This window comes from Enterobacter sp. CFEC122 (genome assembly GCF_052983755.1).
In genome coordinates this window covers 46,885-60,935 of the sequence record NZ_JBRIQR010000014.1, presented here as the reverse complement: position 1 = coordinate 60,935, position 14,051 = coordinate 46,885, and the positions used below count along the sequence as shown (strand labels likewise).

Annotated in this window: 14 protein-coding genes; 9 read left to right on the top strand and 5 right to left on the bottom strand. The window is 58.6% G+C overall.

All coding sequences use genetic code 11. The features are described 5' to 3' along the window. Positions 1–6 precede the first annotated feature (6 nt). From ACVCAM_RS11875 to ACVCAM_RS11855, 5 genes are all read right to left on the bottom strand, one after another. Positions 7–453: a GNAT family N-acetyltransferase gene (locus tag ACVCAM_RS11875; protein WP_025910712.1), complete on the bottom strand. Its 447-nt coding sequence runs from the start codon at positions 451–453 to the stop codon at positions 7–9. A 64-nt stretch (positions 454–517) separates the two neighbouring features. After that, the gene (tisB, locus tag ACVCAM_RS11870; protein ID WP_008500146.1) at positions 518–607 is read right to left on the bottom strand and encodes a type I toxin-antitoxin system toxin TisB; all 90 of its coding nucleotides are present in this window, start codon (positions 605–607) and stop codon (positions 518–520) included. Positions 608–1,007: 400 nt separating this feature from the next. Next, complete coding sequence (locus ACVCAM_RS11865; protein WP_407222924.1) at positions 1,008–3,416, bottom strand: T6SS phospholipase effector Tle1-like catalytic domain-containing protein; 2,409 nt, start codon at positions 3,414–3,416, stop codon at positions 1,008–1,010. Then, on the bottom strand, positions 3,404–4,015 hold the full coding sequence (locus tag ACVCAM_RS11860; RefSeq protein WP_407222925.1) for a DUF3304 domain-containing protein: 612 nt from the start codon (positions 4,013–4,015) through the stop codon (positions 3,404–3,406). Before ACVCAM_RS11860 ends, ACVCAM_RS11865 begins: the two co-directional genes overlap by 13 nt. After that, complete coding sequence (locus ACVCAM_RS11855) at positions 4,003–4,599, bottom strand: DUF3304 domain-containing protein (RefSeq protein ID WP_248202779.1); 597 nt, start codon at positions 4,597–4,599, stop codon at positions 4,003–4,005. Before ACVCAM_RS11855 ends, ACVCAM_RS11860 begins: the two co-directional genes overlap by 13 nt. Positions 4,600–4,920: 321 nt before the next feature. Between ACVCAM_RS11855 and ivbL the strand changes: the two genes are divergently transcribed. The 9 genes from ivbL to nepI all read left to right on the top strand — a co-directional run bounded on the left by ivbL (position 4,921) and on the right by nepI (position 14,039). Then, positions 4,921–5,019, top strand: coding sequence for an ilvB operon leader peptide IvbL (ivbL, locus tag ACVCAM_RS11850; protein WP_071789119.1), 99 nt, complete (start codon positions 4,921–4,923; stop codon positions 5,017–5,019). 106 nt (positions 5,020–5,125) lie between these two features. Then, positions 5,126–6,814 (top strand): acetolactate synthase large subunit, encoded by a 1,689-nt coding sequence (gene ilvB, locus ACVCAM_RS11845; RefSeq protein ID WP_008500145.1) that lies wholly within the window; start codon positions 5,126–5,128, stop codon positions 6,812–6,814. 3 nt (positions 6,815–6,817) lie between these two features. Beyond that, positions 6,818–7,105 carry an acetolactate synthase small subunit gene (gene ilvN, locus ACVCAM_RS11840; RefSeq protein WP_008500144.1) on the top strand — a complete coding sequence of 96 codons (288 nt, stop codon included), beginning with the start codon at positions 6,818–6,820 and terminating at the stop codon, positions 7,103–7,105. 82 nt (positions 7,106–7,187) lie between these two features. Beyond that, on the top strand, positions 7,188–7,781 hold the full coding sequence (gene uhpA, locus ACVCAM_RS11835; protein WP_021242693.1) for a transcriptional regulator UhpA: 594 nt from the start codon (positions 7,188–7,190) through the stop codon (positions 7,779–7,781). Then, complete coding sequence (gene uhpB, locus ACVCAM_RS11830; RefSeq protein ID WP_065102783.1) at positions 7,778–9,283, top strand: signal transduction histidine-protein kinase/phosphatase UhpB; 1,506 nt, start codon at positions 7,778–7,780, stop codon at positions 9,281–9,283. Before uhpA ends, uhpB begins: the two co-directional genes overlap by 4 nt. After that, positions 9,276–10,595, top strand: a complete 1,320-nt coding sequence (uhpC, locus tag ACVCAM_RS11825) for an MFS transporter (RefSeq protein WP_045336466.1) — start codon at positions 9,276–9,278, stop codon at positions 10,593–10,595. The genes uhpB and uhpC overlap by 8 nt, the downstream gene beginning before the upstream one ends. Positions 10,596–10,727: 132 nt before the next feature. Beyond that, a complete protein-coding gene (gene uhpT / locus ACVCAM_RS11820; protein WP_025910697.1) occupies positions 10,728–12,119 on the top strand; it encodes a hexose-6-phosphate:phosphate antiporter in 1,392 nt (463 codons plus the stop codon). Positions 12,120–12,294: 175 nt separating this feature from the next. Then, a complete protein-coding gene (locus ACVCAM_RS11815; protein WP_008500140.1) occupies positions 12,295–12,747 on the top strand; it encodes a DUF1198 domain-containing protein in 453 nt (150 codons plus the stop codon). A 101-nt stretch (positions 12,748–12,848) separates the two neighbouring features. Continuing rightward, complete coding sequence (nepI, locus tag ACVCAM_RS11810; protein WP_025910692.1) at positions 12,849–14,039, top strand: purine ribonucleoside efflux pump NepI; 1,191 nt, start codon at positions 12,849–12,851, stop codon at positions 14,037–14,039. Positions 14,040–14,051 lie beyond the last annotated feature (12 nt).

The window sequence follows — 14,051 nt, the reverse complement described above, 5'->3', positions numbered from 1 at the left end:
AGCCGGTTATACCGCACAAAAAAGGCGGTGCGTCACCCGCGGTTCGTCCGAGACCAGCGTAAAACCTGCCCGGCGATAAAACCCGTAGGCAGCGTCCGGTGCATGGGTATTGAGGAAATCGAACCAGATGCTGGCATCGGCCATCACCACGGTCAAAAGCTGCTTGCCAATCCCCAGCCCACGGCACTTCTCGCTGACGTAGAGATGGCGAATACGCCCGGCGCGCGGCTGCTGGCTGAACGGATCGCGATTCAGACCGCACACGCCAACCAGCTTGCCGTTGAGAAACGCCCCCAGCAGCTTTTCACCCGGCGCGTTAAAGCGGTTCTCACCCCGCTGCCAGCTCTCTTCCAGCCTGCGCAGCATGTTGAAATTCAGTGCGATACTTTCCGCCTTCAGGGCGATATACCCCGGCTCGTCGGGCGTGACAGGCTCAATTAACAGACGCGACATAGCATTCCCTCGTTATTAAAGAGGGGCGGTTGCCCGCCCCTCTCAGGTGCGACTTGAACCTGAATTACCGAACGAATTTCAGGACAGCATCAAGCAGTTGCAGTACTGCAACAATGAGTTTGAGGATAAGTATCACCATATCCACTACGCTCATACGCGTCTCCTTTTGGTTAAAAGGAGCACGATGCTGGCGTACCTTTCCGCCGCCTGTTGCCAGCACCTGGATTGACGTAACACAGTGTGCTCACTTCAGGGGTTAAGGCACTGACGGCACCACCCGTTTCAGCCAGGACTTCGTTGCGCCGGTAAAACTGCGGCCCCCTCGCTCACTGCGAACACCCTCAGTATAGATAAATACTGTACGTATGAACAGTATTTTGTGGACAAAATCTGGAAGGCGATCCATACTCAAAAACGTCAAAATCCGTGCCGGAATTGCGCGTTCGTCTTCGATCGCGTATACTTTTTGCGTTGACGTAACACAGTGTGTTCTGCGGCGACCAACCGCAAAACCCTGATAAAAACCTCGCTTAGGCGGGGTTTTTTGTTTTCTGTTAGTCGGAATAATTCATATTTTCAATGTACGACTGTATTGCGGCTCTCTTTTGTTCAAAAGCCATTTCCTCCGCTTTTTGACACTCTGCCAGGGTTGCGGCAGGGTAGTGAACGCAGGGTATTTGCCGGGTTTTATCCTGCAATATCCCCAGCAGATATCCCGTGCTGGCATCAAGGACAGAAATGCGTTGTTCGACGGATGCTGATGGCCCTTGTCCGGTGTTTTGCAATTCAATAAGAAACTGGACCTCATGCGTTGAGATGGGGTAACTCAGGCCTGCAACATAGCCCAGCATGGAGAGTGGCTTTACCTGTTTACTCGTCGCTTCGCCGAAATAGATCATACGGTAGATAAAATAACTGCCCCAGGGTTCGCGCGAGCCCAACGCGCTGTGCATAAACCAGGCCCGGGAATCATGGATTTGGTCATCAAAAAGCGCTCTAGTCAGCCCTGAGGGGTCATTGGCATTGCTCTGTTCCCCTTGTGGTGGAAACAGTGTTTCCAGATGTTGTTTCCCCGCCTCTTTGATCATTTTAAACTCAACGGGAATATCATCCTGGTTAAAGGCAAAAACAAAGCCTTTGAAGTAATCGAGTACGGCGTAGGTTGTGCTTTTTGCCTGAGTACGAGAAACGCCCTGATAGTCTTCTTTGAACTCGAATGCGGCCTGTAAAAGCTGTGTTTGCCCGAGCAAGGCATCAAAGTCTTTTGGGCCTGTTTTAAGCATGACAAACTGACCCTGCGGATGGCTACCGAGCTGTTTAATTCGCTCTCTTTCTGCATCTTTTTGTAGTTTTTCGCGTTCTCTTTCCCGTTCCGCCCTTTTACCAGGATCGTTATCCTGATTTTGATTATTGGCTGCGGCGTCGTGATAAAAGCGCTGGCTCCGGAATGTTTCCTGGGCGTAGCGATTGATGCGCCAGGCGGTTATCCAGCCTATTTGGTTTTCAAGCGCTTCGATGATATTGACTCGAGCGCGAACGGGGGAGTAGAGGGTTGCCTGTTCATCGGGAACGCCACTTTCGGAAGGAGGTAAATCAAGAGTGAGCTGGCGCCAGGCGTTGAAGCGTTGGATTAGTAAGGGGTCAGTACTAAATTCGTCAACCAGGGCTTCTGGCATAATTCTCCATGAATCTTTTTGTAAATCTTCAGGGAGCGACTCTTTTTGGACTTTTAATGGGGCACCTGAAGTAAAGGCTGCTGCGTATATGTCGTTTAAACAAAGCTGTGATAATAAGAAATCATCGACATTAGCATTTGCTTTCCCCTGATCGCCTGGTGGGTACCCGCCCCCAATATCAGAGTGCATGCCAGGATAAACCACCTTTACGGCATATTCAGGATATCGCCCGTCAGCACGACAGATTGAATCGAGTGGGAAGCACAACCGCTGATCGTGAGCCGAAACCAGATGCACGCAGCGCTTAATCAGCGCATTGTCCGGCAATTCCATCGTTCCGTCGGCCCAGCCCATATGACCTTCCGCTACCGGGGCAATATGGGCAATCCCTACGGAAGCGACCGTATCCAGCAAACCTAAAAATTCAATGCTAATCGGAATTTCACCCTGTTTTGTCGCCAGGTAAAAAGGTTGTAAGGCCCCTGCTCGGGAAGGCGAAAGCAGGGCGTTAAGCCAGTTAACAAAGGCCCGGGCCGAGGCCGCTCCGCGCGAGAAACCGTAAACATAGAGCTTGATTCCCAGCAGCTTAGAGGTGCCTGGCGTTGGCTGCGTTAACGCGGTCTCCAGCGTTTTACCCAACCCGTTTAACAGCCGGAAAAGCTCTCTGTGGCGGAGGTATTCTCCGTGAACGTTGGAGTGTGAGTAGTTGGTGGCCATAGCCTGAATGGAGTGCCAGTTTTCCTCATCGCTCAGCTTGCCAAGCCCAAGCGTACATCGCAGAGCGTCTACCAGCCGAAGCAGACCCCAGTTGATGCGCTCCTCGCCGTAAGCTGCGTATTTCAGGCCTGCATCACTGAAGTCGAGATCCAGCACCTCCGGAAAAGGCGTCCCCACGCCGGGAATATAGTATTTGTAATACTGGTTGTGCGCGACGCCTTCCTGATCGACCAGCTCTGCGTTATGCGCGCCGGTTCCCCCTGCATAGCCTTGTCCTATGGTGGAACGGAACAGGCGAGCGATATTGGTCGGATGAGGCGGGGTCGATTCATAGAGGTCATGATTCAGGTTGTTGCCCGTACCGTCAAAGAAAAGGCTGATATGGAGCGTTTTACAGCAGGGAGGCAAGACGCGTCGGTTGGCAGCCGTGCAAAGCTGGTTATGGTATTGCGTTTCCAGACGGCCTTGTTCCCTGCAGTTTTGCCCAAAGTGAGATCTAGTACTAGGTAATCTACCTCTTTCCGGAAACTCAGGAGGGTACCAGACATTATCAGGGTTCAGTTTGGACATACTTTGGGCTTCTCCATATGCACGGGGTCTTTGACGGGATAATCAGGGCTGCCGTAGTCGGCACAGCTGGTGGTGACCTTCACCTGGTCACAGGGCAGGAAGTGAACGGTAATACCGCAGGTTTTTTGTCCGGTGTAATCGGGGACCGGAACGCTTTGAGTATGTTTTTTATTCAACCCTTTGATTATTGCTCGCCACTCACGGCGTTTATCTGCATATTCCTGCCATGCCTTGTAACGCTCATCCCGGTTCATCCCGGTGGTATCTGGTTCATCAGGCTGCGGGATCTCAGGCACATCGCTGGCAAACGCGACGCCCGTTTCCCAGTCAACCTGCACCGTTATTCCGGGCGTCCACGGCCCGCTCACGCCAAAGCAGCATCCTCCACCTCCACCCGAATACGGGCCGATAATATCGAGGCCGGACTGCCCGTTAACGCTGAAGCGGTTGATGGCCCAGCTGGTGTGGTTAATGGCTTCAATGGTTCCGCCCCCGCCGGGCGGGGCTGGTTCCGTTTTTACGGGCTGGTCGCACCCGGCCAGCAGCAGGCCTGCAGCCAGCAAAATGCGGGAATGCCATACTGCACTCACTGAGGACATACTTTTGGCTTCTCCATATGCACGGGGTCTTTGACGGGATAATCAGGGCTGCCGTAGTCAGCACAGCTGGTGGTGACCTTCACCTGGTCACAGGGCAGGAAATGAACGGTAATGCCGCAGGTTTTCTGGTCGGTGTAATCGGGGACCGGAACGGTTTGAGTATGTTTTTTATTTAGTGCCTTAATTTTTTGGTACCACTCCTCTTTTTTATCCGAATAAGCCTGCCATGCCTTGTAACGCTCATCCCGGTTCATCCCGGTGGTATCTGGTTCATCAGGCTGCGGGATCTCAGGCACATCGCTGGCAAACGCGACCCCCGTTTCCCAGTCAACCTGCACCGTCATTCCGGGCGTCCACGGCCCGCTCACGCCAAAGCAGCATCCTCCACCGCCACCCGAATACGGGCCGATAATATCGAGGCCGGACTGCCCGTTAACGCTGAAGCGGTTGATGGCCCAGCTGGTGTGGTTAATGGCTTCAATGGTTCCGCCCCCGCCGGGCGGGGCTGGTTCTGTTTTTACGGGCTGGTCGCACCCGGCCAGTAAAAGCAAAGCCGCGAAAAGCATTGTGTAAAACTTATTCATGTTGTCTTCCTTAACACCCGCCTGTATCCCTCGGCACGCTCTAGTATTTTTGTACTTGTTCTTAAGTTCGAAGAAATCATAACCACATAAAGCCTGCGACAATACCCTCGAGCCGCTATTTTCAGATTTTCATAAGAAATTAATATGTGACTGAACCTAATAGCGTTTAGGGCAAATTTGAGAGGTGAAAACGGAGAGCAAACCCAACAAACGAAACGTGATCCCTGACGCATTTTTGCGCAGATGAAAATATTTCCATTGTCACGCCCGAAAACCTGTGTTTGTATAAATTCCATCAATGATTCCAAACACAGGTCCCCAATGACTTCATCCCTCTTCACTTCGACCCTACTAAAAACTGCGCAACCAGCCGCAGTGGTCGTCGTGCGTGTGGTGGTGGTCGTCGGCAATGCGCCGTAGGGACTGGATCAACACACGAATCCAAAACCCCGCCGGCGCAAACCGGGCGGGGTTTTTCGTTTAGGACCCTCCCCGGAAAGTCGGCTCAGAAGAAAAGGACTGGAGCATGGCAAGTTCGGGCACAACATCCACCAAGACGCGTTTTACCGGCGCGCAGCTGATCGTTCATCTGCTGGAGCGACAGGGCATCACCACGGTTGCGGGCATCCCTGGCGGCACGGTGCTGCCGCTGTACGATGCGTTAAGCCAAAGCACGCAGATCCGCCACGTGCTGGCGCGCCACGAGCAGGGGGCGGGGTTCATCGCTCAGGGCATGGCGCGCACGCAGGGTAAACCGGCGGTCTGTATGGCCTGCAGCGGGCCGGGCGCAACCAACCTGGTCACCGCCATCGCCGACGCGCGCCTCGACTCCATTCCGCTGATCTGCATTACCGGCCAGGTGCCGTCCTCGATGATCGGTACCGATGCGTTCCAGGAAGTGGATACCTACGGCATCTCTATCCCCATCACCAAACATAACTATTTAGTTCGCGACATCGCCGAGCTTCCTCAGGTTATCAGCGATGCGTTCCGCATTGCGCAGTCCGGTCGCCCGGGCCCGGTGTGGATAGACATTCCTAAGGATGTCCAGACCGCAGAGATCGAGATCGACGTGCTGCCGGAGCCGGGCGAGCGTGCCCCCGCGCCGGAGTTCAGCGCTGAGAGCGTGCGCGACGCCGCCGCCATGATTAACGCCGCCAAACGCCCGGTGCTCTATCTGGGCGGCGGGGCGATTAACGCTGCGGATGAAATCCGCCAGTTTGCGGAAAAAGCCAACCTGCCGACCACCATGACCCTGATGGCGTTGGGTATGCTGCCAAAAGCGCACCCGCTGTCCCTGGGGATGTTGGGCATGCACGGCGCGCGCAGCACCAACTATATCCTGCAAGAGGCGGATTTGCTGATTGTGATGGGCGCACGTTTTGATGACCGGGCGATTGGCAAAACCGAGGAGTTCTGCCCGAACGCGAAAATTATTCACGTGGATATCGACCGCGCCGAGCTGGGTAAAATCAAGCAGCCGCACGTGGCGATTCAGGGGGACGTAGCCGAAGTGCTGGCGCAGCTGATCCCGCAAACCGACGCGACCGATCGCGCCGACTGGCGCCAGCTGGTGGCCGATCTGCAGCGCGAGTTCCCGGGCGCGATCCCAACTGAAGGCGACCCGCTGAGCCACTATGGTCTTATCAACGCCGTTGCCGCCTGCGTGGACGACAGCGCGATTATCACCACCGACGTGGGCCAGCACCAGATGTGGACCGCCCAGGCCTACCCGCTGAACCGTCCGCGCCAGTGGCTGACCTCCGGCGGCCTCGGCACCATGGGCTTTGGCCTGCCCGCAGCTGTGGGCGCGGCGCTGGCGAATCCGGACCGCAAGGTCATCTGCTTCTCAGGCGACGGCAGCCTGATGATGAACATTCAGGAGATGGCGACCGCGGCCGAAAACCAGTTAGACGTGAAAATCATCCTGATGAACAACGAGGCGCTGGGGCTGGTGCACCAGCAGCAGAGCCTGTTCTACAAGCAGGGCGTGTTTGCGGCGACCTATCCGGGGATGATTAACTTTATGCAGATTGCCGCCGGCTTTGGCCTGCACACCTGCGATCTGAACGCGGAAGAGGATGCCCACGCGGCGCTGCAGGCGGCGATTTCTCGCCCAGGACCGGCGCTGATCCACGTGCGTATCGACCCTGAACAAAAAGTGTATCCGATGGTGCCGCCGGGTGCGGCAAATACTGAGATGGTGGGAGAATAAGCCATGCAGAAACAACATGATAACGTCATTCTGGAACTCACCGTCCGCAACCACCCTGGCGTCATGACCCACGTCTGCGGGCTGTTTGCCCGCCGGGCGTTTAACGTGGAAGGCATTCTCTGTCTGCCGATTCAGGGCAGCGAGCACAGCCGCATCTGGCTACTGGTCAACGATGACCAGCGTCTGGAGCAGATGATGGCGCAGATCGACAAGCTGGAGGACGTCACCAACGTGGCGCGCAACCAGTCCGATCCCACCATGTTTAACAAAATTGCGGTGTTCTTCGAATAGATCGCTTAAGGTAAGCGTCTTTCGCTCTTGTAGGCCGGATAAGCGCAGCGCCATCCGGCTTTTTCAGACCGCAGGAACACACATGACCACCATCGCCCTTATCGACGACCACCTTATCGTCCGCTCTGGCTTTGCCCAGCTTCTCAACCTCGAACCGGATTTCCAGGTCGTGGCCGAGTTTGGCTCCGGCCGCGAGGCGCTGGCGGGCCTGCCGGGGCGCGGGGTGCAGGTCTGTATCTGCGACATTTCGATGCCGGATCTCTCCGGGCTGGAGCTGCTAAGCCAGCTGCCGAAAGGAATGGCGACCATTATGCTCTCGGTCCACGACAGTCCGGCGCTGGTCGAGCAGGCGCTCAACGCGGGCGCGCGGGGGTTCCTATCCAAACGCTGCAGCCCGGACGAGCTGATTGCCGCCGTGCGCACCGTCTCCACCGGCGGCTGCTACCTGACGCCGGAAATCGCCATCAAGCTGGCGGCCGGACGACAGGATCCGCTCACCCGGCGCGAGCGTCAGGTGGCTGAGAAGCTCGCGCAGGGGATGTCGGTAAAAGAGATTGCCGCCGAGCTGGATCTGTCGCCGAAGACCGTGCACGTCCATCGCGCCAACCTGATGGAAAAACTCAACGTCAGCAACGACGTCGAGCTGGCGCGCCGCATGTTCGACAGCTGGCAATGAGTCCCGTCTTTTCGCGGCTGATCGCCGTCGTTGCCAGCTTTTTTATCTTCTCCGCCGCGTGGTTCTGCCTGTGGAGCATCAGCCTGCATCTGGTGGAACGTCCTGAGCTGGCGGTACTGCTGTTCCCCTTCGGCCTGCGTCTGGGGTTAATGCTCCAGTGCCCGCGCGGCTACTGGCCCGTTTTGCTGGGCGCAGAGTGGCTGCTGCTGGTCTGGCTGGCGCAGGAAGTGGCCCTCGCGCATCTGCCCTTATTGATGACCGGAAGTCTGCTCACGCTTCTCCCGGTTGCCCTGATTTCCCGCTATCGTCACCAGCGCGACTGGCGCACGCTGCTGCGCCAGGGGGCGGCGCTGATTGCCGCCGCACTGCTGCAGTCCCTGCCGTGGGTTGGCGACAAGGAGATGCTCAACGCGCTGCTGCTGACCCTCACCGGTGGCCTGACGCTGGCACCCACCTGCCTCGTGATCTGGCACTACCTCACCAGCACCGTCTGGCAGCCGCTTGGTCCGGGGCTGGTGTCCCAACCGGTGAACTGGCGCGCCCGGCATCTCATCTGGTATCTGCTGCTGTTCGTGGTGAGCCTCTGGCTCCAGCTTGGTCTGCCCGCCGAGCTTTCACGCTTCACGCCGTTTTGCCTGGCGCTGCCGATTATCGCCCTGGCCTGGCACTACGGCTGGCAGGGGGCGCTGATCGCGACCCTGATGAACGCCATCGCGCTGATCGCCAGCCAGACCTGGCACGACCATCCGGTGGATCTGCTGCTCTCGCTGCTGGCCCAGAGCCTGACCGGGCTGCTTCTCGGGGCGGGCATTCAGCGCCTGCGCGAGCTGAACCAGTCCCTGCAGACCGAGCTGGCGCGCAACCGGCGTCTGGCTGAACGCCTGCTGGAGACGGAAGAGAGCGTGCGGCAGGAGGTCGCCCGCGAGCTGCACGATGACATCGGCCAGACGATCACCGCCATCCGCACCCAGGCGGGCATTGTCCAGCGCCTGGCGGCAGAAAACGCAGGCGTGAAGCAGGGCGGGGCGCATATTGAACAGCTTTCGCTGGGAGTCTATGACTCGGTGCGACGCCTGCTCGGCAGGCTGCGGCCGCGCCAGCTCGACGACCTGTCGCTGGAGCAGGCGGTACGCTCCCTGATGCGCGAGATGGAGCTGGAAAGCCGCGGCATTGTCAGCCATCTCGACTGGCGCATTAGCGAACCTGCGCTGAGCGAAGGCCAGCGCGTAACCCTGTTCCGCGTCTGTCAGGAAGGGCTGAACAATATCGTCAAACACGCCAGCGCCAGCGCGGTCACGATCCAGGGCTGGCAGCAGGACGAGCGCCTGATGCTGGTAATTGAAGACGACGGCTGCGGCCTGCCGCCCGGCTCCGGGCAGCAGGGCTTTGGCCTGGCGGGCATGCGCGAGCGGGTGAAGGCGCTTGGCGGCACGCTGAGCCTCTCCTGCACCCACGGGACGCGCGTCAGCGTCAGCCTGCCGTTAAGGACGCATCATGTTTAAAACCCCAGCCAGCGCAGCCCCATTAAGCAACAAAGCGGAAATCGACGCCCGCTACCGCTACTGGCGACGTCATATTCTGATTACCATCTGGCTCGGCTACGCGCTGTTCTACTTCACCCGTAAAAGCTTCAACGCCGCCGCGCCGGAAATCCTCGCCAGCGGCGTGATGACCCGCACCGATATCGGCCTGCTGGCGACGCTGTTTTATATCACCTACGGCCTGTCGAAGTTCTTCTCCGGCATCGTCAGCGATCGCTCCAACGCGCGTTATTTCATGGGCGTTGGGCTGATCGCCACCGGCGTGGTGAATATTCTGTTTGGCTTCTCCACCTCGCTGTGGGCCTTTGCCCTGCTGTGGGCGCTGAACGCCTTCTTCCAGGGCTGGGGCGCGCCGGTCTGCGCCCGCCTGCTCACGGCGTGGTACTCGCGCAACGAGCGCGGCGGCTGGTGGGCCGTCTGGAACACCGCGCACAACGTCGGCGGGGCGCTGATCCCGATGGTGGTGGGTGCCGCGGCGCTGCACTACGGCTGGCGCGCGGGGATGATGATTGCGGGTGGCCTGGCGATTGTCGCCGGGCTGTTCCTCTGCTGGCGCCTGCGCGACAGGCCACAGACCGTGGGCCTGCCTGCGGTGGGCGACTGGCGGCACGACGAGATGGAGATTGCCCAGCAGCAGGAGGGCGCGGGGCTGACCCGCAGGGAGATCCTCACCAAATACGTGCTGAAAAACCCGTACATCTGGCTGCTGTCGCTCTGCTACGTGCTGGTCTACGTGGTGCGCGCGGCCATCAACGACTGGGGCAATCTGTACATGTCCGAGACGCTCGGCGTGGACCTCGTGACCGCCAACTCGGCGGTCACGATGTTCGAGCTGGGCGGGTTTATCGGCGCGCTGGTGGCGGGCTGGGGCTCGGATAAGCTGTTCAACGGCAACCGCGGCCCGATGAACCTGATCTTTGCCGCCGGGATCTTGCTCTCCGTCGGCTCGCTGTGGCTGATGCCGTTCGCCAGCTACGTCATGCAGGCGGCGTGCTTCTTCACCACCGGCTTCTTCGTGTTTGGCCCGCAGATGCTCATCGGCATGGCGGCGGCGGAGTGCTCGCACAAGGAGGCGGCAGGCGCGGCGACGGGCTTTGTCGGGCTGTTTGCCTATCTTGGCGCATCGCTCTCCGGCTGGCCGCTGGCGCGGGTCATCGACATCTGGCACTGGAGTGGCTTCTTCGCGGTGATCGCCATCGCGGCGGGCATTTCCGCCCTGCTGCTGCTGCCGTTTTTACATGCGCAGGCCCCGCGTGAAGCCAGCGTGATGTGATGCGCCTCACCTTTTCACCCCGAGTGGCGCAAAACTAGGAAATTTTCTCGGTTTTACCTGGACGCTGTCTCAGGCATCTCTCCCGGCTGATTTTTACAATGCTGCAAAAATCAGCTCAGGAGTAAACCAACCATGCTGGCCTTCTTAAACCAGGTGCGCAAGCCGACTCTGGATCTGCCGCTCGACGTGCGGCGCAAGATGTGGTTCAAACCGTTCATGCAGTCCTATCTGGTGGTCTTCATCGGCTACCTGACCATGTACCTGATCCGCAAAAACTTTAACATCGCGCAGAACGACATGATCTCGACCTACGGGCTGAGCATGACGCAGCTGGGGATGATTGGCCTGGGCTTCTCCATCACCTACGGCGTGGGCAAGACCGTCGTTTCCTACTACGCGGACGGCAAAAACACCAAGCAATTCCTGCCGTTTATGCTGATCCTCTCCGCCATCTGTATGCTCGGCTTCAGCGCCAGCATGGGCGCGGGTTCCGTTAGCCTGTTCCTGATGATCGCCTTCTACGCCCTGAGCGGTTTCTTCCAGAGTACCGGCGGGTCGTGCAGCTACTCCACCATTACCAAATGGACCCCGCGCCGCAAGCGTGGTTCCTACCTCGGCATGTGGAACATCTCCCACAACCTCGGCGGGGCGGGCGCGGCTGGCGTAGCGCTGTTCGGCGCAAACTACCTGTTCGACGGCCATGTGATCGGTATGTTTATCTTCCCGTCGATTATCGCCCTGATCGTCGGCTTTATCGGCCTGCGCTACGGCAGCGACTCCCCGGAATCGTACGGCCTCGGCAAAGCGGAAGAGCTGTTCGGCGAGGAGATCAGTGAAGAGGACAAAGAGACCGAAGAAAACGAGATGACCAAATGGCAGATCTTTGTTGAGTACGTGCTGAAAAACAAAGTGATCTGGCTGCTCTGCTTCTCAAACATCTTCCTCTACGTGGTGCGTATCGGCATTGACCAGTGGTCAACCGTGTATGCTTTCCAGGAGCTGAAGCTTTCTAAAGAAGTAGCAATTCAGGGCTTCACCCTGTTCGAAGTGGGCGCGCTGGTCGGCACGCTGCTGTGGGGCTGGCTCTCCGACCTCGCCAACGGCCGTCGCGCACTGGTGGCCTGCATCGCGCTGGCGTTGATTATCGCCACCCTCGGCATCTACCAGCACGCCAGCAACCAGTACGTTTACCTCGCATCCCTGTTCGCGCTCGGCTTCCTGGTGTTTGGTCCGCAGCTGCTGATCGGCGTGGCGGCAGTGGGCTTCGTACCGAAAAAAGCGATCGGCGCTGCCGATGGGATTAAAGGCACCTTCGCCTATCTGATCGGCGACAGCTTTGCCAAGCTGGGTCTGGGGATGATCGCCGACGGCACGCCAATTTTCGGCCTCACCGGCTGGGCGGGCACCTTCGCAGCGCTGGATGCGGCAGCGATCGGCTGTATCGTCCTGATGGCGATGGTCGCGGTGCTGGAAGAACGTAAAATTCGCCGTGAAAATCGCGCGCAGAAATTAAAAACAGCCTGAGTGTGCAGGTAACTTCTTTGCCCGGTGTGTGATGCCGGGCTTTTTTATTTGCGCCAACGGCGTTAATACCTGATCCCCCATTCCGCAACGTCTTTTCAGAGCACTATTCTGGTTATGCCCGCTGTTGACGCCGTGCGTTTCCCGCTATGATGAGCGGCTAGTCAAAGGAGAACGCATGGTCTGGATAATGCTGGCAACGCTTGCCGTGGTCTTTGTGGTGGGATTTCGCGTCCTGACCTCAGATTCCCGCCGCGCCATCAAACGTTTAAGCGAGCGTCTTGGCATCACCCCGATGCCGGTTGAGTCGATGATCGATCAGTTCGGTAAAACGCCGGGCAATGAGTTTATCCGCTACCTTGAACGGCCGGACGAGGCGCATCTGCAAAACGCCGCGCAGGTGCTGCTGATCTGGCAGGTCTGCATTGTCGACGGCAGTGAAGAGAACCTGCACACGTGGCACCGCCTGCTGCGTAAAGCCCGCCTGGCCGCGCCGATCACCGATGCGCAAATTCGTCTGGCGCTCGGCTTTATGCGCGAGATGGAGCCCGATCCGCAGGAGCTGAACGCCTTCCAGCTACGCTATAACCAGCTCTTCCTGCCGGAAGAGGGCGTGTTTTACCTGCACTGATCCCCTCTAAAACCACAAAAGTTGTCTAAACGTTAAATTCGTCACACTTTTGATGATAAACTGCGCGACTTTTCCGCACGTTTTTATCTTCAGGTGACGCCATGACAGAACATATCCAGCCCACGACCCGACCGCAGACCAAAGAGGTTACTCGCCCCAACTGGTCGGCGGTTTTCTCCGTGGCGTTCTGCGTCGCCTGCCTGATTACCGTTGAGTTTCTGCCGGTGAGCCTGCTGACGCCGATGGCGCAGGATCTGGGCATTTCCGAAGGCGTGGCGGGGCAGTCCGTTACCGTCACCGCCTTCGTGGCGATGTTCGCCAGCCTGTTTATCACCCAGGTGATTGGCACCATCGACCGCCGCAAGGTGGTCATACTGTTCAGCGTGCTGCTGACGCTCTCCTGCCTGCTGGTCTCCTTCGCGGAAAGCTTCACCCTGCTGCTGCTCGGTCGCGCCTGCCTGGGGCTGGGGCTCGGCGGCTTCTGGGCGATGTCGGCCTCGCTCACCATGCGCCTGGTGCCCGCGCGGACGGTGCCAAAAGCGCTTTCCGTTATCTTTGGCGCGGTCTCCATCGCGCTGGTGATCGCCGCGCCGTTAGGCAGCTTCCTCGGCGGGATTATCGGCTGGCGTAACGTCTTCAACGCCGCGGCGGTGATGGGCCTGCTCTGCATCATTTGGGTATGGAAAGCGCTGCCGTCCCTGCCGGGCGAAGCGGCGCACCATAAGCAGAACATGTTCGCGCTGCTCAAGCGCCCCGGCGTGCTGGCGGGGATGACCGCCATCTTCATGGCCTTTGCCGGGCAGTTTGCCTTCTTTACCTATATCCGCCCGGTGTTTATGACCATGGCGGGCTTTGACGTAGACGGCCTGACGCTGGTGCTGCTGAGCTTCGGTATCGCCAGCTTTGTCGGTACCTCGCTGTCGTCGCAGTTCCTGAAACGCTCCCTGAAGGTGGCGCTGGCGGGTGCGCCGCTGGTGCTGGCGGCAAGCGCCACGGTGCTGGTGCTGTGGGGCAGCGATAAGTGGGTCGCGTCTGCCATTGCGATTATCTGGGGCTTTGCCTTTGCGCTGGTGCCGGTGGGCTGGTCGACGTGGATCACCCGCTCGCTTGCCGATCAGGCGGAAAAAGCCGGGTCGATTCAGGTGGCGGTGATCCAGCTGGCGAACACCTGCGGCGCGGCCATTGGCGGCGTGGCGCTCGACCATCTGGGGCTGACGTCACCGCTGGTGATTTCCGGTACGCTGATGCTGCTGACGGCGCTGCTGGTGGCGGGGAAGGTTAAAGCGAAGTAGTGTTTTTCTCCC

What these genes read in the sequence shown, in the direction of transcription:
- ACVCAM_RS11875 (WP_025910712.1), bottom strand. Translation starts at nt 453, where the DNA reads ATGTCGCGTCTGTTAATTGAGCCTGTCACGCCCGACGAGCCGGGGTAT.
- tisB (WP_008500146.1), bottom strand. Translation starts at nt 607, where the DNA reads ATGAGCGTAGTGGATATGGTGATACTTATCCTCAAACTCATTGTTGCA.
- ACVCAM_RS11865 (WP_407222924.1), bottom strand. Translation starts at nt 3,416, where the DNA reads ATGTCCAAACTGAACCCTGATAATGTCTGGTACCCTCCTGAGTTTCCG.
- ACVCAM_RS11860 (WP_407222925.1), bottom strand. Translation starts at nt 4,015, where the DNA reads ATGTCCTCAGTGAGTGCAGTATGGCATTCCCGCATTTTGCTGGCTGCA.
- ACVCAM_RS11855 (WP_248202779.1), bottom strand. Translation starts at nt 4,599, where the DNA reads ATGAATAAGTTTTACACAATGCTTTTCGCGGCTTTGCTTTTACTGGCC.
- ivbL (WP_071789119.1), top strand. Translation starts at nt 4,921, where the DNA reads ATGACTTCATCCCTCTTCACTTCGACCCTACTAAAAACTGCGCAACCA.
- ilvB (WP_008500145.1), top strand. Translation starts at nt 5,126, where the DNA reads ATGGCAAGTTCGGGCACAACATCCACCAAGACGCGTTTTACCGGCGCG.
- ilvN (WP_008500144.1), top strand. Translation starts at nt 6,818, where the DNA reads ATGCAGAAACAACATGATAACGTCATTCTGGAACTCACCGTCCGCAAC.
- uhpA (WP_021242693.1), top strand. Translation starts at nt 7,188, where the DNA reads ATGACCACCATCGCCCTTATCGACGACCACCTTATCGTCCGCTCTGGC.
- uhpB (WP_065102783.1), top strand. Translation starts at nt 7,778, where the DNA reads ATGAGTCCCGTCTTTTCGCGGCTGATCGCCGTCGTTGCCAGCTTTTTT.
- uhpC (WP_045336466.1), top strand. Translation starts at nt 9,276, where the DNA reads ATGTTTAAAACCCCAGCCAGCGCAGCCCCATTAAGCAACAAAGCGGAA.
- uhpT (WP_025910697.1), top strand. Translation starts at nt 10,728, where the DNA reads ATGCTGGCCTTCTTAAACCAGGTGCGCAAGCCGACTCTGGATCTGCCG.
- ACVCAM_RS11815 (WP_008500140.1), top strand. Translation starts at nt 12,295, where the DNA reads ATGGTCTGGATAATGCTGGCAACGCTTGCCGTGGTCTTTGTGGTGGGA.
- nepI (WP_025910692.1), top strand. Translation starts at nt 12,849, where the DNA reads ATGACAGAACATATCCAGCCCACGACCCGACCGCAGACCAAAGAGGTT.